Source organism: Sphingomonas sp. LaA6.9, from assembly GCF_022601895.1.
Taxonomy (GTDB): domain Bacteria; phylum Pseudomonadota; class Alphaproteobacteria; order Sphingomonadales; family Sphingomonadaceae; genus Sphingobium_A.
Genome location: NZ_JAKVIO010000004.1, coordinates 1 through 23782, shown reverse-complemented (window position 1 = coordinate 23782; position 23782 = coordinate 1). Strand labels below are relative to the sequence as shown.

Here is a 23782-nt window from a genome sequence, read left to right as displayed (position 1 = left end):
GTGCCGCCATCGCCACATCGCATGCGCAAGAAGCGCGAATGGCTGAGGGGGCCGAGGAGCCTCGGGGCGCCGGCGCGACCGAATACGCCTATGGCAGGGATGCGCTGCAGAAACTCGATTTCTGGCGCTCCAAGGTCTCGACGCCCGCACCGCTCGTCGTCTTCGTCCATGGCGGCGGATGGAAACGCGGTGACAAGCGCAACGCGACGGGTACCGCCAAGGTCATGCATATGCTGGAGCAGGGCTATGCCTTTGCATCGGTCAACTATCGGCTGGTGCCGGATGCCAATGTCGAGCAGCAAGCGGCCGATGTGGCGACGGCGCTGGCATGGGTGCGCGGTAATGCCGCGCGGCTGGGGATTGATCCCGGCCGGATCGTGCTGATGGGGCACAGCGCGGGCGCGCATCTGGTCGCGCTTGTCGGAACCGATCCGGGCTATCTGCGTGCCGCAGGACTTTCGCCCTCCCATATTCGCGGGATCATCGCGCTTGACGGCGCATGCTATGACGTGCCCCGCCAGATGGTCGAGGGCGGCCGCTTCATGCGGGCAACCTATGTGCAGGCCTTTGGTGAAGATCCGGCGCGGCAACGCGCACTGTCACCGACGTTCCATGCGGCGGCGCCCAATGCGCCGGCCTTCCTGATCCCGCACGTCGACCGCGCCGACGGAAAGGCGCAGTCCGAGGCGCTGGCCGCAGCGCTTGGCCGGGCGGGCACCTCGGTCGAGGTCCGCGCATTTTCGGGCACCGGGCTTCGCGGTCATATGGAGATCAATCGATCGCTCGGCGATCCCGACTATCCGGCCACGCCCGTTGTCGACGCGTGGCTCGCCAGGGTCTTCGCGGCGAACTGACGGATCGCTTCAGCCGCCCGCGAAGCGGTCGGTCGCCTCAAGCAGCTTGTCGAGGATGCCGGGTTCGTCAAAGGCGTGGCCCGCCGCGTCGATGAGGTGGAAATCGGCTTCGGGCCAGGCCCGGTGCAGGTCCCAAGCCGTCCTGACGGGGGTCGCGACGTCGTAGCGACCCTGGATGATAACCCCGGGGATGCCCTCGAGCTTGCGTGCATCGCGGATGAGCTGTTCGGGTTCGAGCCAGCCTTCGTGAACGAAATAATGATTCTCGATGCGCGCGAAGGCGATCGCGAAATCATCCTCACCAAAGGCCTCGCTGAGCGCCGGATTGGGAAGCAGCGTGATCGTGCCGCCCTCCCACTGGCTCCAGGCGCGCGCCGCCTCGAGCCGGACGGCGCGATCGGGATGCGTCAGCCGCTTGTGATAGGCCTCGACGAGCGCACCGCGTTCGGCCTCGGGGATAGGTGCGAGAAATTTCTCCCATTTGTCGGGAAAGATTCGGGATGCGCCGTCCTGATAATACCAGTCGATCTCCGAACGGCGAATGGTGAAGATGCCGCGCAGGATCAACGCGCTGGTGCGGTCCGGATGCGTCTCCGCATAGGCGAGCGCGAGCGTGGAGCCCCAGGATCCACCGAAGACGACCCATGAGTCGAAGCCTGCCATCTCGCGCAGCCTTTCGATATCGCGCACGAGGTGCCAGGTGGTGTTGGCTTCGAGCTCGGCATGCGGGGTGGAGCGTCCGCAGCCGCGCTGGTCGAAGAGCAGGATGTTGTACCGCGCGGGGTCGAACAGCCGGCGGTGCGCCGGGCTGCAGCCACCGCCAGGTCCGCCATGGAGGAACACTGCGGGTGTTCCTTCGCGGTTGCCGCACAGTTCCCAATACACCTTGTGCCCGTCGCCGACGTCGAGATGACCCGCAGCATAGGGTTCGATGTCGGGATAGAGCGAGCGTGGCGTGTCGGTTTGCATGGAGCCGAACATGCCCGGCCACCCGGGGGCGCGCAAGCCGGGATCAGGCGCCGCGCGCAGGATCGGTGAGCGGCTCGCCGATCTCGCGCGGACCCGGCGTGCGTCCCATGGGAGGGAGCGAGCCCGTCTGCCGTTCGATCATGCGGTGCACGACGGGTTTGGCGGGGCCAATGTGCAGCGCGAGCAACCGCTCGGAATTGATCGCGTCGGTCTGGGTGCGGCGCTGATTGTGGCGGACATAATCGAGCCAGGTCGGGGTATGGTAGCGCTCGACCCATAGTTCGGGGTCGCCAAGGTCGCGCAGCAGCGTCCAGTGGCGCGCGCCGTCGCGGCGTCGTATCCGGCGGCGCTCGGCCATTGCGGTCAGGAACTCGACGATGTCCGCCTGCGCGATGCGATATTCGATCGTAACGACGACGGGCCCGCTACGTGGCTCGATCTGGACCGCAGTTTCGGGTTCGCGCCAATCGCGCAGATCGAGATTGAGCCCCCCGGTCTGCGGCAGCGAAATCCAGAAGCCCGCGATCACACCCGCGAGCTGGAGCATCGCGGCCGCGGCGAGCGCGGCGGCAATGCCCCATTGATCAGCGGTTTCACCCCAGGACCAGCTTCCCAAAGCCATCCCGCCAAAGGCCGCCATCTGATAGAGCGAAAGCGCGCGCCCGACGACCCAGCGCGGCGCGGAGAGCTGGACGGTAAGGTTGAAGGTCGACAGCGCGAGCACCCAGCTCGCGCCCGCAACCAGCAGCGCCGTCATGGTAAGCGGCGCGCTGTGACTGAACCCGGCGGCCATCCCGGCGAGCGCGAAGAGGAGCGCGGCCAGCCGTGCGATCGCTTCATTGGTGAATCGGCTGCGCACGCGTCCGCTGACAAATGCGCCCGCTACCGCGCCCAGTCCGAAGGCGCCGAGCAGCAGGCCATAGGTGAGCGCACCGCCTGCGATGAGGTCGCGCGCCATCAGCGGCATGAGCGCGGGCACCGCGCTTGCGCCGAGCCCGAAGATCGCGCTGCGTGCGAGGACGGCGCGGATTCCCGGCGACATCGCGGCATAGCGCACCCCCGCTGCCATCGCGACGCCCAGCGACTCGCGTGGGAGCAGCCGTGCCGGCCGTTCGGGCCGCCATCTCGCGAGCACGAGGATGAGGCCGAGATAGCTCACGGCATTGGCGGCGAAGGCCGTCGCGGCACCTGCGGCCGCGACGATCGCGCCACCGATCGCGGGGCCTAGACTGCGCGCGATATTGAACGCCATCGAATTGAGCGCGACCGCACCGGGCAGATCGGCGCGCGGTACCATATCACCGACGGACGCCTGCCAGGCAGGACCGTTGAACGCAGAACCGCAACCGATGAGGAACGTGAAGGCGAGCAATAGCCACGGGCTGACCCAGCCAGCCCAGGCAACTCCCGCGAGCGCAAGTGATACCAACAGCATGAAACACTGCGACACCAGCATGATCTGGCGGCGGTCCAGATTGTCGGCCATCGCGCCCGCGACGAGCGAAAACAGCATGATCGGAAGCGTCGTCGACGCCTGGACGAGCGCGACCATGTCCGCCGAGCCCGCAATCGAGGTCATCATCCAGGATGCGCCGACCGACTGGATCAGCCCGCCGAAATTCGAGACGAGGCTGGCGATCCATACCGCGCGGAAGACCGGGTGCCGGAAGGGCGCCAGCGCACCGGGGCGTGGCTCGTTGATCGTCGCCATGGCTCGTTCGATGCCGCCAAGAGGCGGCAAGGCCAAGCGAAAATCGCGTCAGGTGCGAGAAAGCCGGCCGGGGGCTGTCCCCGGCCGGCCTTTTGTGTCGTTATGTCAGCTAGTCAAAGAAGCGTGATGCGCACGTCGAGGCTGCCCCGCGTCGCATGGCTGTAGGGGCAGACGATATGCGCCTGATCGACGATCTCCTGCGCGGTCGTGCGCTCGATGCCCGGCAGGGTGACGGCGAGCGCGACGTCGAGGCCGAAGCCCTGGCCGTCGTCGCGCGGGCCGATTCCGACCGTGGCGGAAACGGTGCTGTCCTCAGCGACCTGCACCTTCTTCTGTGCGGCGACGAACTTGATCGCACCGAGGAAACACGCCGAATAACCCGCCGCGAACAGCTGCTCGGGATTATTGCCCTCGCCGCCCGGCCCGCCGAGTTCCTTGGGGGTGACAAGCGTGACCTCGAGCGCGCCATCGGCGGTGCGGGCGGAACCGGTGCGCCCCCCGGTTGCAGTGGCCTGGGTGGTGTAGAGCGTCTTCATGGCGTTTTCTCCTTCCAAAGCGTGGGCGGAAGCGGATTGGTCGCTGCCGATGGGGCATTTATATCGTGCACGATTTAATCGTGCAAAAGAAGAAAATCTATCAATCGTTTCAAAATCTGTTTGGGCGATATATTTGCGCGCGATATGATTGCGCCTATATCGCGGTGAGGAGAATATCATGACGAACGCCCCGCGTGACCCGCTATCGCTCGACGCGCAGTTCTGCTTTGCGGTCTATTCGACCGCGCATGCGCTCAACCGTACCTATAAGCCGCTCCTCGACCGGCTCGGTATCACCTACCCTCAATATCTCGTGCTGCTCGTGCTGTGGGAACGCGACGATCGCAGCGTCGGCGAGATCGGTGAGAAATTGCTGCTGGATTCGAGCACGCTCACCCCGCTGCTGAAGCGGCTCGAGGCCGCGGGGATCGTACGCCGCGAACGCAACCCCGAGGACGAGCGCCAGGTGCGTATCCGCCTGACGGAGCAGGGCAGGGTGATGCGTGAGACCGCGCGCGACTTCCCCGAATCGCTGCTGTGCGCGACGGGCTGCGACGTCGAGACGCTGACGCGGCTCAAGACCGAGATGCTCGATGTTCGCGATCGGATGCTGGGGGCTTCCACCGCCGGCTGAAGGGCAGGGAATCGCTATTTCCGGCCATCGGCGCTAGGCTGGCGCCATGACGATGAAGCTCAGGACATGGGGCATTGCGACGGCCGCCATTGTGGCACTGGCAGGCTGTGCGCGTGCGCCGCAATATTCGGTCGTCGCGAGCGGCGACGTGGCCAGCGCATCGACGCGCTATGCGCTCGTGCAACCCGAGGGCGAGGCGCCTGCGCTATCTCCCGAAATCGAGGCCGCGCTGGTGCCTGCGCTCGCCGCGCACGGGCTGATAAGGGCCGGACCGAACGCAAGACCCGACCTGCTGCTGTTTGCCACCTGGGCGCAGCGTCCCGCCGAGATGGGAAGCTTTACGCGCGCAAATCCGGGTGACGCCGCCGAACAACCAGACTGGATTGCCACTCCCGACAAGCAGGGCCGGCGCGTGACCACGCTGGCGCTTCGCTTCGTCGATCCAGCGACTGGTACGGTCGTCCGCAAGGTGCGCGCCGAGGCTCGCCATGGCAAGCGCCAGGCAGAACTGGTGGTCGCGCCGATCGTCGAAGGCGCTGCCGCAGGGCGGATCCAATCGCCCGCTGGTTAGGATTCGGCGCGCGGTAGCCGCAGCGTGAAGCGGCTGCCCTTGCCCGGCTCGCTTGCGCATTCGATCACGCCGCCATGTCCCGCGGCGACGGTGCGTACGAGCACCAGACCGAGTCCGATCCCGGCTTCCTCGGCATTGGCGGGGACGAAGCGGCTGAAGCGTTCGAACAGCCGCGCTACCTGCTCGGGCGACATGCCGCGCCCGTCATCCTCGACGGTGCAGATCGCGCGGCCCGCATCGTCGACCGAAGTGCGGATGCGCACCTCTCCGTCGGCCTCGCCATATTTGACGGCATTGCTGACAAGATTCGCGACGGCGCGCGCGAGCAGCGAGGCATTGCCCCGGACGAGCAGTTCGTCCTTGTCCGCCTCCAGCAGGATCTTCATGCCGCGCGCCTGCGCCTGCGCCCAGAGCTGGTCGGCCGCCTCGACCGCGACGTCGCGCAGGTCGAGCAATTCCATCTCGTAATCCGCGGCCTCGGCGCGCGCGATCTGGACGAACTCTTCGGCAAGATCGAGCGTCTGGCGCGCATGTCCCGCGATCCGCCACGATAGGTCGCCCGCGATGTCGGTCTCGTTTGCATTGGCCAGCAGCGCGAGGATCGAGGTCTGCGGCGAACGCATGTCGTGTGTCAGGAACTGCAGCATCGTGTCGCGCTGGCGTGCGGTCGCGCGCAGTTCGGATATGTCGGTGAGCCGGACGATGCCAAAGGAGAAGCTCCCGTCAACGTCGAAACAGGGCTTGATCCGGAGCAGATAGGCGCCGCCGTCAACCAGGTCGATCTCGCATTCCTGCTCGGTCGCGGTACCGTCGCCCATGCTGTCGATGAGGGCGTCGAATTCTGCCAGTCCGTCGGTGATGTGCGGCCTGAGCGCCTGCAACAAGGGAGGCAGCGATCCCTGCGCGCGCCGCAGCGCGTAATGTTCCCAGAATTGCTGTGCGCGATCATTGGCGAGTGCAATGATCCCGCGGGCGTCGGTCACCAGTGTCGCATCGGGAAGGCTTGCCTGAGACTGTTCGATGAAGTGCTTGAGTTCGCGCACCTGCCGCACAGCGTCGCGCAACAGGTTCATCTGGAGCTCGAGCCGGTCTGCCGCGGCCACCGACGGCGCCGCCATCCCCAATATGCCGGGTTCTTCGCGCAGCCGGTTGAGCTCGGTGACGAAGTAGCGGCTCGCGGCCGCTAATCGCCGCCACCCCCAGATTGGCAGGAACAGCGCCATCACGATGATCGCGGGCGCGGGGCGGATCCAGAGTGCATGTTCGATCAGCAGCCATCCGCTGAAGAGCACCAGCAGCGACAGGAGCAATGCCGCGAGCAGCAGGTTGCTGCGTGGCGGAAGGTAGAGAAAGCCGATCCACAATATGACGAGCGGCACGAAACTGTAGACAAGCGTCCACGCGGTCCCCGCTTCTGTGCGCAGCCCGGTCCCGAGCAGGGCATCGAGCAGATTGGCCTGGAACTCGACCCCCGACATGAGATCGCGCCGGCTCTGCATCGGCGTCGCATACTGATCACCCAGCCCAGAGGCGGAAGCGCCGACCAGCACGATCTTGCCCGCGAGAAGTTCGGCGGGCACCTCGCCCTTGAGCACCGCGCTGAAGGGCACGGTCGGATAGCGCCCCGCAGGACCAGCATAGGGAACGAGCCCCTCGGCAGGTCCCCTGCCGCATGGCGTGGTGGCCGTGCCGGTCAGCGCGTGCGCCGTGACCAGTGCCAGATGTTGCCAGCAACGCATACCGATCACGGTTTCGATCCTGGCTCGGCGCACGACGCCGTCGTCATCGGGCCGCGCGATGACCTGTCCCGCGCCCGCCATTGCTTTCGCCAGCGGCGGGACGGGCAGCTTTTCATCGAACGACGCGCCATTGGCGCCGGGCGCCTGGAGCAGAAGCGGCAGGAAAACCGGGCGTGCCTTGGCCATCGCGTCGGCGAGGCGTGCGTCGTCCCCGGGTGCTGGCTCGACGAAAAGGATGTCGTAGAGCACGGCGCGCGGACGCGCTTCGGCGAGCCTTTCGAGCGCCTGCGCATGGACACTGCGCGACCAGGGCCAGCGCCCGATCTGGGTCAGGCTGGCATTGTCGATCGCGACGATCACGAGCGCGTTGCTTGCCGGGCGCGGCACGGCCCGGCTCAGCGCATCATAGACGAGATTGTCCGCACGGTCGGCGACGCGGGTCACCACCAGAAGTGCGACAAGGCCAAGCGACAGCAGGAACAACGCCACCCATTCGATCGCGGTCCGGCGGCGGTTCAGCAGCGAGACCATCGAGCCTGGCCGGGCAAGTCTATTGCGGTTCACCGATTTGCAGCTTTTGGGTCGGCGAGACCGTTTCGGAATGGCGGCCATTTTCGTAGCGGACCGACCAGACGCGCCAGTACCACGCGCCGGGCGGCAGATTGCTGACGCTGATGTTGGTCTCGGCAAGGCCCGCTTCGTCGACGACGCGATCCTGCCCCGCTTCGTCGCGCGACAGCACGAAGCGATACTCGACGGTGCCCTCGCCCGATCCGCGCCAGCGGAACAGATAATCCCTGCGCCCGTCAACGCCTCCGGCCTGCGGAGCGTCGAGGTCAAGTGTGTTCATCTGGCGATCGAAACCATAGACATTGGCCAGTCCCTCGAGGCCCTGCGCATCGAACGCGGTCGTCCTGATGAAATAGGTGCCACCGGGCAGTCCGTCGAATCGCGCCTCGGGCGTATCGGCCTTGGTCTCGGCGATCCGGTCGATAAAGCCCGCATCGCTCGCGATCTCGAAGCCATAGCCCGACGCGCCCGGCACCGGGCGCGCCGCAAAGGCGAGCTGCTCGGCCTTCTGCACTGCACCAGGGCGTTCGAGCACCGGTCCCGGGAGAAGCGTCGCGGCCACGATCGGGGAATCGGCCCGGATCGCGGCACCGGTGCCCGCCGCCAGCGCGGTTTCGCTCGTGGCCGGGCTGCGGACAGCCACCTGTCCTTCGAGCACGCCCACTGTCATGGCCTCGACGTCGGGCGCAAAGGTGACGCGGAAGCCGGTACCGCGCACCGCCGTCGTCGCCACCGGCGTCTCGACCGAAAAGGGATCCCTTGTGCCCGGAGTCACGTCCCAGTCACTGCGCCCTTGCTCGACACGGAAGCGACGTTCGACCTCGCCCGTCAGCAGCGTGCGCCTGAGGCGCGCGACCCCAACGCGACTGCTCGATGGCAGGCTGAAACGTGACGCGTCGGGAAGCTCGACCGTGACGAAGGATTTCGCGCCGGTCTCCATCGTCATGCCCTCGCCGATCGACGCGCGCATCGCGACGGGGCGCCGCGTTTCGCGCTCGGCAATCATCACGGTTCCGCGAAACGCCACGACGCTGCCCTTTACCGGTTCGGTCCGCAGAATACGCCGCGGGATGCGCAGCACATGGCCTATCGACAACCGCCGCGGATTGGCGACGCGATTGAGGCGCTGAACGAGCCGATAGTCGCCGGGACGCGTGAAATACCGTTCGCCCAGATCGAACAGCGTGTCGCCGCGCTTGACGCGATAGGTGACGATGTCTGCGCTTTCGGCCGCGCGCGGCGCCTGAGCGGCGGCGAACGCGGCAAGGAGCGCGAGCATTGCGCTCATTGCGGGTCGCTGGCGACGGAAGATGAATCTGTCATCGATTCAAGGCGATAGCCATAACTGTAGATGGGCGTCAGCCGAAAGCCGCGATCGGGCCGAAGCCCGAGCTTGGTGCGGATCTTGGAAATGTGCGAGTCGAGCGTTCGCGTGGGCAGATCGGGATTGCGCCCCCACACGGCCTCCAGCAGATAATTGCGCGACAAGGGGCGCGAAAGATTGCTGAACAGCGTGAGCGCCAGATTGAACTCCTTCGAGGTCAGCGTCACGGGGTCGCCCGCGATCCGCAATTCCTCGGCGGGCACGTTGAAGGCATAAGCACCGAAGGTCTGGACCGCGCCGGGCGCGTCCGACGGATAGGTACGGCGGCCCAGGGCATTGAGCCGCGCAAGCAGGACCGCATTGTCGACGGGCTTGGAGATATAATCGTCGGCGCCCGCCTGCAGCCCGGCGACGATGTCGTTGACCTCTGTGCGTGAGGTCACCATCACGACGGGCACGCCTGATCCGCATTCGCTTCGGATCCATTTCACGAGATCGAAACCCGATACTCCGGGCATGTTCCAGTCGATAAGGACGATATCGAACGTGTCCTGCCGGAATTGCTTCATGAAGGCGTTGCCGTTCTCGAAGGCGTGGACGATGTAGCCCGCGCCTCGCAGCAAGGACTTCGCATATTCGCGATAGTCCGGATCATCTTCAACGATCGCAATGCGCATGCTGTTCAATCGCTTTTACAAGGCCATACGGCAAAATGCTCCGCCAGCGCGCCCTAGCACGAACGGTGTCGCCACGGGAGGCGACTGCGCGACCGAAACGTAAATAGTTGTAACATGGCGCGCGACTTCCATGAAGTACGTGGATACCGCCAAGTCATGCATCGGGTGGATGCGCGATCTTGGCCAAGTCGACGACAAGACCGTCAACAATTGTCAAACCCGCATATTGACGTTCTCCTGCCCGAAACCTTCGACTATTCGCGGATCCGACAGGCGCTGAAGTGCCTGGGGTCTCGGTGGGTCGCAATGCAAGGCGCCGGGGCTGTCGGCAGGGCGGGGGCGAGAGGATCGGTGCGGTGAAACAGCGACAACGGCCCAATTTCGACTTCGTTGATGCCCGACAGCCCCGGTGACCAATCCGGCGGGCGCGGGATAGTCCTGCATATAGCATCGACCGCGATCCCTGATGGCCGCGCCACTATGCAGGTGAGGCCGGCCGATCCCGATGGAATCGGCGCGCGCGAGATCGCGATCAGCCATCTGGGACTGGTGCTGCTCGCGGCCGCGGCGCAGCGAAGCGATGGTGCGTTGATTGCGCCGCTGAATCTGCGTCAGCGGAACGATGGCCGGATCGCGGACGAGATCGGGCTGCTCGCTCGCCTCGGCCTCGCCGAGGAAGTCGCCGACCAGGTGTTCGGCATCAGTCCGCTGGGCCGGGCCGCACTGGACGCGATCGAAAATGAGGATTGAGATTGGATCAGGGATTGCCACTCGCCGCGCCACAGCATCGCCCGGGCCTTGCGACCGATGCGCTTGTCGCGATGAAACAGGCTCTCAACTGCCTTGATGCGATCGGTGCGCACCAGTGCGGCGCGCATCTCGATCATGCGATCCACCTGCTTCGCCAATGGTGTGCCGGGCAGGATGGGTTCGAACTGTCGGACATCGAAGGCTGAGCGACCGCCATACGCCCCCTTGTCAGAAACCCGGCCAGCGAACACAAGGTCCGCACAATGACATGGAGGCAGGAATGACCAAGGCGTATCGGACGGGCACCGCGTTAGTACTGGGGCTCGCCCTCGCAGCCGGCGCGAGCCAGCCGGCCCATGCGAAGCCCGCAAGCGCGGTGCAGGCGACCGAAGCGAAAGACATGCTGAAAAAGGGCGTCGGCTTCCGTACGGTCGAAGGGCAGGGTCAGGTGCCCGCCTATGCCGCCTACCTCGCCTCGGTGCTGAAGGCGGCGGGCTATGCCGACAGCGATATCGAGATCACGCCGATGGGCGAGACCGCGACGCTGGTCGCGACGCTGAAGGGCGCGACGCGCGAAAAGCCGATCGTGCTGCTGGGCCATATGGACGTGGTCGAGGCCAAGGCCGCGGACTGGACGCGCGATCCCTTCACCGCGGTCGAAGAGAATGGCTATGTCTTCGGACGCGGCGCCGAGGACAACAAATATGACGTGACGATGATGGTCGCGACGATGGCGCGGCTGAAGAAGGAAGGATTCAAGCCGAAGCGCGACATCGTGCTCGCTTTGTCGGGCGACGAGGAAACCTCGATGCTGACGACGCGCGCGCTGGCGCAGAAGTTCAAGGGCGCCGGGATGGCGCTTAACGGGGACGGCGGCGGCGGGCTGCTCGACGAGGCGGGCAAGCCGCTGTTCTACGGGCTTCAGGCGGGCGAGAAATCCTATGCCGATTTCGAGGTCGCGATCACCGATGCGGGCGGGCATTCGAGCGCGCCGACGCCGACCAACCCGATCTATCGACTCTCGAGGGCGCTTGACCGGCTGGCCGCGTACAAGTTTCCCAATCTGGCGAACGAACTGACCAAGGCCTCGCTGACCGCGGCGAGCAAGCAGGTCGGCGGTGAACTGGGCGCGGCGATGGCGCGGTACGCGACCAACCCTGCGGACAGCGCTGCGGCCGAGATTATCGCGTCGAAGCCCGAATATGTCGGCCAGATCCGCACGACCTGCGTCGCGACGATGGTGAGCGGCGGGCACGCGCAGAACGCGCTGCCGCAGCGCGCGACCGCCAACATCAACTGCCGCATCTTCCCGGGCACATCGATCGATACGATCAAGGCCGAGCTCGCGAAGGTGATGGCCGATGACAGCGCGAAGATCACAGTGCTCGACGATCCGACCGCGAGCGATGCCTCGCCGCTGCGACCCGATGTGATGAACGCGGTGACCAGGGCGGTGCGTGCGCGCTATCCGGGAATCGCGGTGACGCCGAGCATGTCGGCGGGCGCAACCGACAGCCTCCACTTCCGCGCGCAGGGTGTGCCGAGCTATGGCGTGGCGAGCCTGTTCATGCGCGCCGAGGACGGCTATGCGCACGGGCTGAACGAACGGGTCCCCGTCGACACGATCGGCGATGCGCTCGGCCAGTGGCACTCGGTGCTGACCGAGCTGGGCAGCAAGTAACCCGCATCACCGTCATTGCGAGCGCGGCGCGGCGAAGCAACCCAGATCCGGACACTGGATGCTTCGTCGCTGCGCGCCTCGCAATGGCGAACTTTATCCGAATGCGGGGCGTTCGAGCAGGGTATCCAGCCAGCGCACCACCATCGCGCTCGCCTGTTCGGCGGTGAAGGTGGTGGGATCGAGCGAGAGTTCGAGCCACAGCCCGTCGACCAGCGCCGTCAGCGCGATCGCGACGGGTCCCGCCTCGACGGCGGTCATTCCGCAAGCGATGAGCATGTCCTCAAGGTCGCTGCGATAGGCGCGATAGGTTTCGCCGTGGATCGCGGCGATCGCGACATCGGTCTTGACAAGGCTCCAGAAGGCGAGCCAGGTCGCGAGCAATGAAGGATCGGTGATCGGCGGGCGGAAGCTCGCGGTCACATAGGCGATCAGCCGCGCGCGAGGATTGTCGCCCGCACCAGCCACCGCGGCGGCGAAGGTGTCCGCGACGCGGCCCGTCACCTCGCGATAGGTTTCGGCGATCAGCGCGTCGACCCCCGCGAAATAGTGGCGCAGCAGCCCCGGCGATACGCCCGCGCGCGCGCAGATCGTGCGCACCGAGGTTCCCGGGACACCCCTTTGCGCAAGGCAGGCCGCTGTCGCGTCGATCAATGCCTGACGGCGCGCATCGGCGGGCTCGCGGGTGAAGCTGGCGCGGGTCTGGTTGAGCATCGCACCCGTCCATAGCAGTTGTTGCGCGGTGCGTCACCTTGTTGTACGTTTGTATAACAAGGAGCGCCAATGACCCGACCCGCCTTCGCCGATCTGCGGCCCAACACCGATCCCGATGAGGGCTGGAGCCTGCCCGCATGGATCTATCACGACCCCGAATATTTTCAGGTCGAGATGGCGCGGATGATGCGGCCGAGCTGGCAGGTGGTGTGCCATGTCAATGACGTGCCCAATGTTGGCGACTGGCATACGCTCGAGTTTCTGGGCGAGAGCATCCTCGTTATCCGCGGCGATGATGCGCAGGTGCGCGCCTTCACCAATGTCTGCCGGCACCGTGCGTCGAAGCTGGTCGACGGATCCTCGGGCTGCGCGAAGAAACTGGTCTGCCCCTATCACGCCTGGACCTATGCACTCGACGGGCGGCTGACCGGGGTTCCGGGCAAGAGCGAATATCCGACGCTGGTGATCGAGGACAACGGGCTCGCCCCGGTCGAGCTCGAGATCTGGCAGGGCTTCATCTTCGTGCGTCTCGAAGGCGGCGGTCCGTCGGTCGCAAGCATGATGGCGCCCTATGAGGAGCGCGTGGCGCCCTATCGCTTCGAGGAAATGCAGGCATTGGGCCGCGTGACGATGCGCCCGCGCAAGGTGAACTGGAAGAATGTTGCCGACAATTATTCGGACGGCCTGCACATTCCCGTGGCGCATCCGGGGCTGACGCGGCTGTTCGGAAAAGGGTACGGCATCGAGGCCGAGGAGCATGTCGACCGCATGTGGGGTGCGCTGATCGATCGCCCCTCGGCCAATCTTTCCGAACGCATGTACCAGAGGATCCTGCCGCGCGTTGACCATCTGCCCGAGGATCATCAGCGGCTGTGGCTCTATTTCAAGCTGTGGCCCAACGTCGCGTTCGACATCTATCCCGACCAGGTCGATTTCATGCAGTTCATTCCGGTGTCGCCGACCGAGACGACGATCCGCGAGATCTCTTACGCGCTCCCCGATGAGCGCCGCGAGATGAAGGCCGCGCGCTACCTCAACTGGCGGATCAACCGGCAGGTCAATACCGAGGACACCGAGCTCATCACGCGGGTGCAGCAAGGCATGATGTCCCAGAGCTATACGGTCGGGCCGCTGGGCGAGAGCGAGGTCTGCCTGCGCGCCTTTTGTCGCAAGACGCGCGCGCTGATCCCCGAGGCGCGGCTGCACCGCGCCCCCGCGCCAGGCTGGAGTCATCGCAGCGCAGCGCCGGTCGCGGCTTGAGCACAACAACAGAATATTCGGGTCGAGAGGGAAACGCGTGACCAAAAAATACGACGCCGTCATCATCGGGGCAGGGCATAACGGGCTGGTCTGCGCCTTTTATCTGGCGAAGGCGGGGCTCAAGGTCCGCATCGTCGAGCGGCGCGACACCGTGGGCGGCGCCGCGGTCACCGAGGAATTTCATCCCGGTTTCCGGAACTCGGTCGCGAGCTACACCGTCAGCCTGCTCCAGCCCAAGGTGATCCGCGACATGAAGCTCGTCGATCATGGCTACCGCGTGATCGAACGCCCCATATCCAACTTTCTGCCGCAGGAGGATGGCGGCTATCTCAAGCTCGGCGGCGGGCTTGAGCGGACACAGGCGGAGTTCCGGCGTTTCTCCGAGCACGACGCAAAGGCGGTGCCGGCCTATTACGACGCGCTCGAAAATGTCGCCGAGGTACTGCGCGATCTCGCGCTCAAGGCGCCGCCCAATGTCGGCGATGGCTTGAAGACGCTGGTCGATGCAGCGCGGCAGGGGCGGCGGCTTGCGAAGATGCCGATCGAGCAGCAGCGCGACGTGCTCGACCTGTTCGTCAAGTCCGCACGCACCTTCCTCGACAGCTGGTTCGAGAGCGAGGCGGTCAAGGCCGCCTTCGGTTTCGACGCGGTGGTCGGCAACTATGCCAGCCCCGATACGCCCGGCTCCGCCTATGTCCTGCTCCATCACGTCTTCGGCGAGGTGAACGGCAAGAAGGGCGCATGGGGGCACAGCGTCGGCGGCATGGGTGCGATCACGCAGGCCATGGCAAAGGTGTGCCGGGACGCGGGTGTGGAGATCACGCTCGAAGCGCCCGTCTATCGTGTGCTGGTCGACGGCGACAAGGCCGTCGGCGTGCGCCTCGAAAGCGGCGAAGAGGTCATGGCCGATATCGTCGCCGCCAATGTCGGACCCAAGCTGCTCTATGAGCGGATGATGGATCCGGCCGATGTCGGCCCCGAATTCCTCAAGCGCATCAAGGCGTTCAAGGCGGGTTCGGGTACCTTCCGGATGAATGTCGCGCTCAGCGAATTGCCGCGCTTCACCTGCCTGCCCGAACCCGGCGAGCATCACCAGTCGGGCATCATCATCGCGCCGACGCTCGACTATATGGATCAGGCATTTATCGACGCGAAGGCGCATGGATGGTCCAAAAAGCCGATCGTCGAGATGCTGATTCCCTCTACCGTCGATGACAGCCTCGCGCCGAGCGGGCAGCATGTCGCGAGCCTCTTCTGCCAGCAGTTCGCGCCCGAGCTTCCCGATGGCCGCGACTGGGATCAGGAAGAAGGCGCTGCAGCCGACACGATCATCGACACGGTCGAGCATTATGCGCCGGGCTTCCGTGCCTCGGTCCTTGGTCGGCAGATCCTCAGCCCCAAGGGGCTTGAGCGCAGATTTGGCCTCGTCGGCGGTGACATCATGCATGGCAACATGTCGCTCGACCAGCTCTGGTCCGCGCGCCCCGTGCTGGGCAACGGCGCCTATCGCGGGCCGCTCAAGGGACTCTATATGTGCGGCGCGGGCACACATCCCGGCGGCGGCGTGACGGGCGCACCGGGCCACAATGCGGCGCACGAGATTCTGGCGGACCGGAGCGTCTTCGGACGGCTGCTGCGCCGGGGCTGAGCTGGCAGCCGTAGCACGCCGCGCCGATTGGGGCTTACGATCCCGCGTCGACGCGTTATGTGGCGCGCTGATTTCCAGCAGAGCAAAAGGAAGCACCATGACCATTCGCCGCATTGAATCCGGCCCGCGCATGAGCCAGGCCGTCGTCCATGGCAACACCGTCTATCTCGCCGGCCAGGTCGGTGCGCCGGGCGAGAGCGTGACCGCGCAGACCCGTGCCATTCTTGCGCAGATCGAGGCGCTGCTCGCCGAGGCGGGCAGCGACAAGTCGCGGCTGCTTTCCGCGACGATCTGGCTCGCCGACATGGCCGATTTTGCCGAGATGAATGCGGTGTGGGACGCCTGGATCGACGGCAAGGACGCCCCCACGCGCGCCACCGGAGAGGCGAAGCTCGCCACCCCCGACTACAAGGTCGAGATCATCGCGATTGCTGCGCGCGACTAGGGTCTGATCGCGGCTCAGGCGGGCGCAAGGGCCTCGCACCAGCGCCTGGTGAGAAAATAGACGGGGATGCCGAGTCCGAGCAGAATGAGGATCAGCCCGCTCGGCTCCCAGCCTGCGCCGTAGAAGGTCCACAGCGAATAGATCACGCCGAGGCCTGCGATCACGGCAAAGCCCGCCGAGCGCGGAATGACGTTCTCATGCGCGAGCTTGAGGCTGGCGAGCGCGCAAAGCAGATAGAGCACGAGTGCCGACGCGGTGGAAAGCAGCGCCATGAAGGTGAACAGGTTCGCCATCGAGCGGTCGTAGTTCATGTAGATGAGCAGACTGACGAGAGCGCTCGATACGACCAGCGCGCGAACCGGGGTGTCGCGCGCATCGGTCTTCGCGAACCATCGCGGAAAGCTGCCCGCGCGCGCCATCGACAATGCGACCTCGCCCTGCATCAGGACCCAGCCGTTCAGCGCGCCGATCGCGGCGATCGCAACGAAGAGCGCGACGAACAAGGCAGGCGTCGGTCCCCAATAGCGCGCGATGAAATCGGCGAAGGGCGCGTTTGACTGTGCCACCTGGGTTGCGGGCAGCATCAGCGTCACCGCCGAACACACCAGGATATAGAGCAGCCCGACGAGCAGCGTACCGATCATGGTCGCACGCGGAATCGTGACTTCGGGCTTGTCGACCTTGCCTTGCGGCACCGCGGCGCACTCGAAACCCAGCATTGCCCAAAGCGTGAGCGCCGCCGTTGCGGTGATTGCAGAAGGCGAGATTTCGGTGATACGGAAGGGGGCAATCTCGGCGTTCTCGACGCCTCCTCCGATAAGCAGCGCAATGACGACCACCGCTACAAGCGGAAGCAGCTTCAGCACCGTCGTCACGATCTGGAACCACCCCGCCGATCGTGCGCCGCGCAGGTTGATGAGCGTGACGGCCCAGAGCAGTCCGGCGGCCAGCAGCGCCGGCAGCCCCGATATCTTCGCGATCCCCGGCGCGAAGATGCTGAGCGCGCTGACCGCGGCGATCGCGATCGCCGCGTTGGCGACCCAGACCGAGATCCAGTAGCTCAGCCCCATGACAAAAGCGGGCAGCGGCCCGAAGGCGGCGTGGACGAAGCCATAGGGCCCGCCGGCGCGCGGCAGTGCCGAGGACAGCCGTGACAACACATGCGCAAGGCAGAGTGCCCCGCCGATGGTGAAGATCCAGCCGAAAAGCGCATTCCAGCCATAGGGCGCGAGGCTTGCGGGGAGCAGGAAGACCCCCGAGCCGATCATGTTGCCGACGACGAGCGCGAGGCACATCCAGAAGCCGAGCGCGCGGGCGGGGACGGGGCGGTTCATCGGGGTGAGCTTAGCGGATGGATCGCGAACGCAAAGCGGTTTCGCCCGCCGGGACGAAGCTGGCCTTCATCCCGGCGGCGCGACGTCAGAACTTGGTTCCGAGCTTGATCCCGATGGTCCGCGGCTGGGTGAGGTAGGTGTAGATCTTCGGTCCCATCGCGGTCACGCCATCCGGATCTCCGCAGGTGTCCTCGTCGCAGGGCACGAGCTTGCCCACCTGGCCGCGAGAGTCGAACAGGTTGCGCACGAAGATCTCGGCCGACCACTTGTCGTTGTTCAGGCCTGCGCTCAGATCGACCGTCGTATAGTCGGGCAGGTCGCCGATGATGTCGCGCTCCTTGAGGCGCAAGTCGCTCGTCCTGCGCCCCTCATAGACCGCAGTCCCCTGCAGGAAGGCATCGAGGCTGTCGCTGACCTCGAACTGGTAGCGCGCCTGTGCATTTCCCTTGAACTTAGCGGTGATCGGAAGTCGCGTTCCCGCAGGTGCGAGCACCGAGTTGGGATCACCATCAGGGCCGGGCAGCGTGCAGTCGAACGCCTGGTTCGCGAAGTCGCAGAAATCCTCTGTGATCTTCGCGTCGTTGTACGAGCCGCTGAGATTGAATGTGAGCCCTTCCGCCGCCCGGACATAGAAATCGAACTCGCCGCCGCGGATGCGCGCGTTGCCCGCATTGCGAATCTCGGTCAGGCCGTTGGCACCGATGAAGGATAGCTGCACGTCGGTCCAGTCGAGCTGGTAGATCGCGGCATTGAGCCGGACACGGTTGTCCCACCAGCTCGTCTTGAAGCCGAGTTCGTAATTGTCGACAAAGTCTGCTTGGTACGGTGGCAGCGAACCGCGGCGATTGATGCCGCCCGGACGGAAGCCGCGTGAAACGGTGCCATAGACCAGTGCGTCGTCGGTGAACTTGTAGGTCACATTGAGCTTGTGGATGAAATCCGTGTCGCTGGTCTGTTTGTCGAGATTGGTGCAGGGCGATCCCTTGACGATTACCGGGCCCTGACAGGCGTAGATGGGATTCGAGCTGTAACCCGGGTTCTGGTAGCCGAAGAACCCGACCAGCGAGTTCTTGTAGTAATAGATCCGCGTGCCCATCGTCGCGCTCAGCTTGTCGGTGACGTCGGCGGTGATTTCGCCGAATGCCGCATAGTCGCGGTCGACGCGCAGCTGCTTGGTCAGCCAGATGTTGCTGTCCGTACCCGCGACAGTGATCGAATCGGCAATGTTGTCGATGATGTAGTTCTGCTCGATATTGTGTTCCTGGCGCTGATAGAACAGGCCGCCGACGAAACGCACGCGCTTCTCTGCCGGAGAGGCGAAGCGCAATTCCTGGCTGATCTTTTCGAAGCGGTCCACCGACTGGATATACTGGTTCGGGTTCACCAGATCGCCATTATTGTCGTAGAAATAGGCACCATATCCGAAGAGCGCGTCGTAGAAATAGCTATAGTCAACATAGTCGGACTCGCCGGTGATGCGGCGATTGAGATAGGCACCTGCATAGGTCAGATCCCAGCTGCCGATCTTGCCCTCGATCGTGAGCGCCGCCTGGTACCAGCGATCGTTGAAGCGCTCGGGATTGAACTGTGCGACCTGGAGCGGCTCAAGCCCCGATTCCTGTGCGAACAGGCCGTGGCTGACCTGCTTCTGGCCCATGATCGTCGGCGTGATCGTCCAATCGTCGTCGAGGTCGATGCGGAGCGCGGCGCGGCCGCCATAGGTTTCGACGTCGTTATAGTCCTTCTCGACAAAGGGCGCGTTGTCGAAGGTGATGCCCGAGGTCGGAAAGGTGATGCTCGCGGGGATATTGTCGAGATAGCCCGCGTCCTTCTTGTACCAGCCGACGATGCGGACCGCGGCTCTGTCGGAGAGCGGCGCGTTGATGAACGCCTCGCCGATATAGCCTTCGCCACCATGCGAGACGCTGTTAAGTTCGACATCGGCCGCGCCGTAGAAACCTGACGTATCGGGCTTGTTGGTGATGATTCGGATCGTTCCCGCCTCACTGGAGGCGCCGTAGAGTGTGCCCTGCGGACCCGCGAGCGCTTCGACGCGTGCGATGTCGTAGACATGGATGTCGAGATTGCCCTGGATCGTCGTGATCGGCTGTTCATCGAGATACATGCCGACCGAGGGCAGCGATGCCGAGTGGTTGGCATTCTCGCCGGAGGCGACGCCACGGAAATAGACGTTCGATCCGCCGGGACCGGTGGTCTGATAACTGACGCTCGGCAGATAGCGCGCATAATCGTCGAAATCGGTGACCTGGAGCTGCTCGAGTTTCTCGGTGCCGATCGCGGTGATGGCGATGGGCACGTCCTGCAGGTTCTCCTCGCGCTTCTGCGCGGTCACGATGATGACGTCGCTGTTCGATGCCGCTGGATCCTGCGCGAGTGCGGTTGCGCTGGTCGCGAGCATGGTCGAGCCCAGCAGCGCGGCGATGGTCAGACGAACGGGATTGCTGCTCGGGTTGAAATCGGAAACACGCATTCTTCCTGCCCCCTGGGGAAAGCGTTCATATTGGGGGAAATCTGAGTCGCTTTGTGCAACGCGTCAATTTTGATTTCGACCGAAGCCGTCTGTCGCAAACGATTGAGAAGCTACTGTGATGAAAATATCACGAAAATTTCACAAAGGCGGTGCGGCAGGATAATGATCGAGCACCGGGCCGAGCGCGGCCTTGAGCGGGTCGAGCCAGGGTTCGAACGCCTGCCACTGGTCGAGCCCGGCACGGCTGATCGGGCGGCGGACCTGCTCGGAGCTTGCCGTTCGGACAGGGCGGTCATTTTCCCAGAAGCGCAGGCATGCAGGGTCGAAGTCGACGCCCAGATAGTCAAGCAGCCGGCGGACCTCGGTCTCGGTATCCTCGACCAGTGCCTCATGGATCACCCGGTGCACGCGGCCCGGCAGCAACGCGTCGACATGCGCCATCAGCGTGACATAGTCGCGGTAGTAGCGACCCATGTCATCCAGCGCGTAGCTGAAGCCCTGGCCGCGTGCGAAATGCTGTTTGAAGTTCGAGAAGCAGCAGGCGAGAGGGTGACGCCGCGCGTCGATGATTTTGGCATTGGGCAGGATCATGTGGATGAGCGGGACGTGCGCCCAGTTATTGGGCATCTTGTCTATGAAATAGGGGCGGTCGGTCTTGCGATGAACCCGCGTACGCTCGAGATATTCCTCGCCAAGTTTATGCAATTCTTCGAACTCGAGATCGATGATGCTTTCGGGGTAAGAGGTTTTTTCTTGTTTCGTCTTTCGTTTGCCCAGACGCCGAGCGATCGCTGAGATGTCGGGAAGCTCCTGCGTTCCTTCGATCAAGGGATGGCTCGCCAGGATCTGCTCGATCAGCGTCGAGCCTGCGCGTGGCATGCCAAGGATGAAGATCGGATCGGGCGCGACCGATCCTTGCCCGGCGCGGTCCGCAACGAAGCCGGGTGTGAATATCGCGCGACTCGCTTCGACGAGCCCGCTGATCTCTTGCGGATCATAGTCGATCATCGCGCGTCGTTGGTTGTTGCCTTTGGCGTAGTGCGCAAAGGATGTCGCCGCCTCGCCCCGGTCCTCGAGCGCCTTGCCGAGCGCGAAATGCAGGTGAAACCTGTCTTCCGCGGCAAGGTCGTCGCGATCAAGTGCCGCAGTCATCGCGGCGATGTCGTCGGGGTCGAAGGAGACAGTCTTCAGGTTGGCGAGGCTCCACCACACTTCGCCAAGCTCGGGCGCGATCGTGATCGCGCGTCGGTAGGCGGTGATCGATTCCTGCTGGCGACCAACGGTCTTGAGCACATGGCCGTAGCTCATCCAGACCTTGGGCTGTTCGGGAAAGCGCTTCAGTACATCCTCGTACAACGCGATCGCCTCCTCGAAGCCGCCGACGCGGCCGAGCGCGGCCGCCTTGAGGTTGCGGTGCGCCGGATTGGCGGGGTCGGCGTCTAGCAGCCGGTCGAGCTCGGCGATCGCCTCGGGCGCGCGATTCTGGCGATAGAGGACAGTGGCGAGATTGGCGCGCGCGGCCTGAAATCCGGGCGCGAGCTCAAGCGCGCGGCGCAACAGGTTCTCTGCATCGCCATACCGGCCAAGCCGGCCCGCGAGTTCGGCCATCATCCGGATCGCCGCGACGTCGAAGGGATTGGCCTTGAGCCGCGGGCGCAGGATGCATTCGGCGTCGGAAAGCGCGTTTTCGAGCAGCGCGTGCGCGGCCTGCATCAGAAGGGGATCGTGGACCGACGCCGCGATTGCGTCGAGTTCGGCCTGTTCGGCCGCGTCTGCATCGCCCGTCGCGCGCAGCGCGCGCCCCAGCAGACGAAAGGCTTCGGCATTGGCCGGATCGGCTGCGAGGATCTCATGGGCCTGCTGCGCGGCGAGCGCGGGCGAATCGCGCAGCAATGCACGACAATAGGCCAGCGCTTCATCGATGCTTCCAGCACTGCGTGCCTCGGCGACTGGCATGCGGATCGGTCCCCCTTTTTGGATCGTGAAATGTCCCCGCCGCCATCGGAGCAAGTTTTTCGCGGACAGGCAACCAGTGCCTCGAGCCGGGCCGCCTCGGGCTCGCGATTCCATCGATAGGTATCGGATTCGACGGAATTTTCTGTGCCCGAACAGTTCGGGCGCGCGACGGAAACAGCCATGCTGAATCGCCACGGCTCCGTAATGAAGGGAACAAAGTTTACAATTATTAAAAAGCATTAACCCTAAAAGCGCGTGACTCGGATTGGTTACCAAATTATTAAAACCAAATAAGGGCCGAGTCGTGGGGTCGCCCCGTGCCCTTGAGAGCGACGCAAAGAGTAGTCGTGCTGGAAGCATGACCACGCTTGGCGAATGTGGAGGGGCGTTCCCCACATCTAAAGAGCCGGGATTCATCGGTTTTTTAGCTGGGTAGCCTGCTGCCTTTTTGGCGTCAGTGGGCGCTGCGACGGCCAGATCCCCCTTCCATCGACCAGCGCGGTTTCGGCCGGCGAAATTGTGGGGAGTGGGGATTATGGATTTCGAACGCATTTCAGGCCGCGAACTCTCGCAGCAGGCGACGGGTGATGCCGAACAGGCCATGAACCCGCAGGAGGCGCGGGCCCTGGCCGCGCTGCAGCAGGCAGCGATGGCGCCCGGAGCGCTCCGTGTGATCCCCGGCCCCGATGGCGTCGTGACGCTTCCCGAGGGTGCCTCGCTCGACCAGATCAGCGTTTCGGGTCGCGACCTCGTCGTCCTGCTGCCCGATGGTTCGCAGATGATCATCGTCGACGGTGCGGTTTTCGTGCCGCAGATCGTGATCGGCGGCATCGAAATTCCACCGCTCAACCTCGCCGCGCTGCTGGTCGGCGACGAGCCACAGCCCGCTGCCGGCCCGCCGCAGAGTTCGGGTGGCAATTTCGAAGCGCCCGCAGGCGCAATCTCCGATCCCTTCGACCTGGGCGACCTGCTTCCCCCCACCGAACTCGCCTTCCCTCAATATGAGGAGCGCGATATTTTCCCCGCGCTGGCCGATCGCGAGCCCACGACCCTGATCGTAACTCCCGACAATGCGGCGGGCGCGGCGATCGCTTCGGCGTCGGTCAACGAGGCGGGATTGCCCGCGCGCGGCGGCGAGCCGGCGGGTTCGAACGCGAACTCCAGCAGCGAGACGACGACGGGCTCGATCGTCTTTTCAGCGCCCGACGGGCTCGGCAGCGTCGCGATTGACGGTACGCCGGTCACAGGCGTCGGCCAGACCTTCACCGGTCCCTCCGGCACGCTGACGATCACGGCGATCAGCGACGGGCGGATCGACTACAGCTATACGCTGACCGACAATCTGCTGACCGGCAGCCCTGCGGCCACATTCACCGTCACGGTAACCGATGTGGACGGCGACGTCGCGACGGGTACGCTCACGATCAACGTGATCGACGATGCGCCGGTCGCGCGCGCCGACACCGACGCTGTCGCGGCGGGCACTTATGGCCCTGAGGCGGGCAACGTCTTCACCGGCATTGGCACCACCAGCGGAGCTCCGGGCGCGGACACGCCGGGCGCTGACGGCGCGACCGTTACCGGGGTGCAGGTCGGGAACGGTGTCTTCGCAGCCGTCACCGCGGCGGGCGTCACGATCAACGGCCAATATGGCGTGCTGACGCTCAAGTCGGACGGCAGCTACAGCTATGTCCGAAATCCGGGCACGCCGGGCGGCGTCAACGACGTCTTCAACTATCGCATCACCGATGGCGATGGCGACACGTCGACGACGACGCTGACGATCGCGATCGGTGACAGCGGCGTCACGATCAGCCCCAAGCCGGGACTGACCACGATCGGTTCCGATGTTTCGGAGGCGGGGCTGCCCGCGCGCGCTGGTGAGCCGGAGGGGTCGGCTTCGGCGACCAACGTCGAAACC

The 23782-nt window shown here is 64.8% G+C and carries 19 protein-coding genes and 1 pseudogene; 10 read left to right on the top strand and 10 right to left on the bottom strand.

What is annotated here, in order from left to right:
• Positions 1-38: 38 nt before the first annotated feature.
• Entirely contained in the window at positions 39-854 is an 816-nt protein-coding gene (locus MKI88_RS03230) for an alpha/beta hydrolase (protein ID WP_241629518.1), read from the top strand.
• A 9-nt stretch (positions 855-863) separates the two neighbouring features.
• Here MKI88_RS03230 and pip read toward each other — a convergent pair whose 3' ends face one another.
• The 3 genes from pip to MKI88_RS03215 all read right to left on the bottom strand — a co-directional run bounded on the left by pip (position 864) and on the right by MKI88_RS03215 (position 4070).
• Positions 864-1823 carry a prolyl aminopeptidase gene (gene pip / locus MKI88_RS03225; protein WP_241629517.1) on the bottom strand — a complete coding sequence of 320 codons (960 nt, stop codon included), beginning with the start codon at positions 1821-1823 and terminating at the stop codon, positions 864-866.
• Positions 1824-1866: 43 nt separating this feature from the next.
• On the bottom strand, positions 1867-3534 hold the full coding sequence (locus MKI88_RS03220; protein WP_241629516.1) for an MFS transporter: 1668 nt from the start codon (positions 3532-3534) through the stop codon (positions 1867-1869).
• 113 nt (positions 3535-3647) lie between these two features.
• Positions 3648-4070, bottom strand: a complete 423-nt coding sequence (locus MKI88_RS03215; RefSeq protein ID WP_241629515.1) for an organic hydroperoxide resistance protein — start codon at positions 4068-4070, stop codon at positions 3648-3650.
• 178 nt (positions 4071-4248) lie between these two features.
• On the opposite strand from MKI88_RS03215, the gene MKI88_RS03210 reads away from it, so the two are divergent.
• Both MKI88_RS03210 and MKI88_RS03205 read left to right on the top strand, forming a co-directional pair.
• A complete protein-coding gene (locus MKI88_RS03210) occupies positions 4249-4704 on the top strand; it encodes a MarR family winged helix-turn-helix transcriptional regulator (protein ID WP_241629514.1) in 456 nt (151 codons plus the stop codon).
• 46 nt (positions 4705-4750) lie between these two features.
• A complete protein-coding gene (locus MKI88_RS03205; protein ID WP_241629513.1) occupies positions 4751-5275 on the top strand; it encodes a hypothetical protein in 525 nt (174 codons plus the stop codon).
• On the opposite strand, the gene MKI88_RS03200 is transcribed toward MKI88_RS03205, so the two are convergent.
• The 3 genes from MKI88_RS03200 to MKI88_RS03190 are packed head-to-tail and all read right to left on the bottom strand — an operon-like array spanning position 5272 to position 9585.
• On the bottom strand, positions 5272-7578 hold the full coding sequence (locus MKI88_RS03200) for a CHASE2 and HATPase_c domain-containing protein (RefSeq protein WP_241629512.1): 2307 nt from the start codon (positions 7576-7578) through the stop codon (positions 5272-5274). The genes MKI88_RS03205 and MKI88_RS03200 overlap by 4 nt on opposite strands.
• Positions 7565-8872 (bottom strand): FecR domain-containing protein, encoded by a 1308-nt coding sequence (locus tag MKI88_RS03195; protein ID WP_241629511.1) that lies wholly within the window; start codon positions 8870-8872, stop codon positions 7565-7567. Before MKI88_RS03195 ends, MKI88_RS03200 begins: the two co-directional genes overlap by 14 nt.
• Complete coding sequence (locus tag MKI88_RS03190) at positions 8869-9585, bottom strand: response regulator transcription factor (RefSeq protein ID WP_241629510.1); 717 nt, start codon at positions 9583-9585, stop codon at positions 8869-8871. Before MKI88_RS03190 ends, MKI88_RS03195 begins: the two co-directional genes overlap by 4 nt.
• Positions 9586-10065: 480 nt before the next feature.
• Between MKI88_RS03190 and MKI88_RS03185 the strand changes: the two genes are divergently transcribed.
• The 3 genes from MKI88_RS03185 (at position 10066) to MKI88_RS03175 (ending at position 12016) form a co-directional block, all read left to right on the top strand.
• Complete coding sequence (locus MKI88_RS03185) at positions 10066-10335, top strand: hypothetical protein (protein WP_241629509.1); 270 nt, start codon at positions 10066-10068, stop codon at positions 10333-10335.
• Positions 10336-10337: 2 nt separating this feature from the next.
• Complete coding sequence (locus tag MKI88_RS03180) at positions 10338-10541, top strand: hypothetical protein (protein ID WP_241629508.1); 204 nt, start codon at positions 10338-10340, stop codon at positions 10539-10541.
• Positions 10542-10615: 74 nt separating this feature from the next.
• Positions 10616-12016: a M20/M25/M40 family metallo-hydrolase gene (locus MKI88_RS03175; protein WP_241629507.1), complete on the top strand. Its 1401-nt coding sequence runs from the start codon at positions 10616-10618 to the stop codon at positions 12014-12016.
• Positions 12017-12109: 93 nt separating this feature from the next.
• Here the strand turns inward: MKI88_RS03175 and betI are convergent, their stop codons facing one another.
• On the bottom strand, positions 12110-12727 hold the full coding sequence (gene betI / locus MKI88_RS03170; protein WP_241629506.1) for a transcriptional regulator BetI: 618 nt from the start codon (positions 12725-12727) through the stop codon (positions 12110-12112).
• A gap of 69 nt (positions 12728-12796) precedes the next feature.
• On the opposite strand from betI, the gene MKI88_RS03165 reads away from it, so the two are divergent.
• The 3 genes from MKI88_RS03165 (at position 12797) to MKI88_RS03155 (ending at position 16080) form a co-directional block, all read left to right on the top strand.
• Entirely contained in the window at positions 12797-13987 is a 1191-nt protein-coding gene (locus MKI88_RS03165) for an aromatic ring-hydroxylating dioxygenase subunit alpha (RefSeq protein ID WP_241629505.1), read from the top strand.
• 37 nt (positions 13988-14024) lie between these two features.
• Positions 14025-15635 (top strand): NAD(P)/FAD-dependent oxidoreductase, encoded by a 1611-nt coding sequence (locus tag MKI88_RS03160; protein WP_241629504.1) that lies wholly within the window; start codon positions 14025-14027, stop codon positions 15633-15635.
• Positions 15636-15732: 97 nt separating this feature from the next.
• Complete coding sequence (locus MKI88_RS03155) at positions 15733-16080, top strand: RidA family protein (RefSeq protein WP_241629503.1); 348 nt, start codon at positions 15733-15735, stop codon at positions 16078-16080.
• A gap of 14 nt (positions 16081-16094) precedes the next feature.
• Here the strand turns inward: MKI88_RS03155 and MKI88_RS03150 are convergent, their stop codons facing one another.
• The 3 genes from MKI88_RS03150 to MKI88_RS03140 all read right to left on the bottom strand — a co-directional run bounded on the left by MKI88_RS03150 (position 16095) and on the right by MKI88_RS03140 (position 21861).
• Positions 16095-17414: an APC family permease gene (locus tag MKI88_RS03150; RefSeq protein ID WP_241629502.1), complete on the bottom strand. Its 1320-nt coding sequence runs from the start codon at positions 17412-17414 to the stop codon at positions 16095-16097.
• Positions 17415-17499: 85 nt separating this feature from the next.
• On the bottom strand, positions 17500-19905 hold the full coding sequence (locus MKI88_RS03145) for a TonB-dependent receptor (RefSeq protein WP_241629501.1): 2406 nt from the start codon (positions 19903-19905) through the stop codon (positions 17500-17502).
• Between the two features lie 138 nt (positions 19906-20043).
• Positions 20044-21861: a sulfotransferase gene (locus MKI88_RS03140; RefSeq protein ID WP_407073298.1), complete on the bottom strand. Its 1818-nt coding sequence runs from the start codon at positions 21859-21861 to the stop codon at positions 20044-20046.
• Between the two features lie 535 nt (positions 21862-22396).
• Here MKI88_RS03140 and MKI88_RS03135 point away from each other — a divergent pair.
• A pseudogene (locus tag MKI88_RS03135) lies at positions 22397-23782 on the top strand (Ig-like domain-containing protein); the annotation flags it as partial.

Excerpts from the sequence above, each read along its gene's own strand:
- MKI88_RS03230 (WP_241629518.1), top strand. The coding sequence starts at position 39 with ATGGCTGAGGGGGCCGAGGAGCCTCGGGGCGCCGGCGCGACCGAATAC.
- MKI88_RS03195 (WP_241629511.1), bottom strand. The coding sequence starts at position 8,872 with ATGAGCGCAATGCTCGCGCTCCTTGCCGCGTTCGCCGCCGCTCAGGCG.
- betI (WP_241629506.1), bottom strand. The coding sequence starts at position 12,727 with ATGCTCAACCAGACCCGCGCCAGCTTCACCCGCGAGCCCGCCGATGCG.
- MKI88_RS03140 (WP_407073298.1), bottom strand. The coding sequence starts at position 21,861 with ATGCCAGTCGCCGAGGCACGCAGTGCTGGAAGCATCGATGAAGCGCTG.
- MKI88_RS03155 (WP_241629503.1), top strand. The coding sequence starts at position 15,733 with ATGACCATTCGCCGCATTGAATCCGGCCCGCGCATGAGCCAGGCCGTC.
- MKI88_RS03215 (WP_241629515.1), bottom strand. The coding sequence starts at position 4,070 with ATGAAGACGCTCTACACCACCCAGGCCACTGCAACCGGGGGGCGCACC.
- MKI88_RS03175 (WP_241629507.1), top strand. The coding sequence starts at position 10,616 with ATGACCAAGGCGTATCGGACGGGCACCGCGTTAGTACTGGGGCTCGCC.
- MKI88_RS03185 (WP_241629509.1), top strand. The coding sequence starts at position 10,066 with ATGCAGGTGAGGCCGGCCGATCCCGATGGAATCGGCGCGCGCGAGATC.
- MKI88_RS03145 (WP_241629501.1), bottom strand. The coding sequence starts at position 19,905 with ATGCGTGTTTCCGATTTCAACCCGAGCAGCAATCCCGTTCGTCTGACC.
- pip (WP_241629517.1), bottom strand. The coding sequence starts at position 1,823 with ATGCAAACCGACACGCCACGCTCGCTCTATCCCGACATCGAACCCTAT.
- MKI88_RS03220 (WP_241629516.1), bottom strand. The coding sequence starts at position 3,534 with ATGGCGACGATCAACGAGCCACGCCCCGGTGCGCTGGCGCCCTTCCGG.
- MKI88_RS03190 (WP_241629510.1), bottom strand. The coding sequence starts at position 9,585 with ATGCGCATTGCGATCGTTGAAGATGATCCGGACTATCGCGAATATGCG.
- MKI88_RS03150 (WP_241629502.1), bottom strand. The coding sequence starts at position 17,414 with ATGAACCGCCCCGTCCCCGCCCGCGCGCTCGGCTTCTGGATGTGCCTC.
- MKI88_RS03165 (WP_241629505.1), top strand. The coding sequence starts at position 12,797 with ATGACCCGACCCGCCTTCGCCGATCTGCGGCCCAACACCGATCCCGAT.
- MKI88_RS03210 (WP_241629514.1), top strand. The coding sequence starts at position 4,249 with ATGACGAACGCCCCGCGTGACCCGCTATCGCTCGACGCGCAGTTCTGC.
- MKI88_RS03205 (WP_241629513.1), top strand. The coding sequence starts at position 4,751 with ATGACGATGAAGCTCAGGACATGGGGCATTGCGACGGCCGCCATTGTG.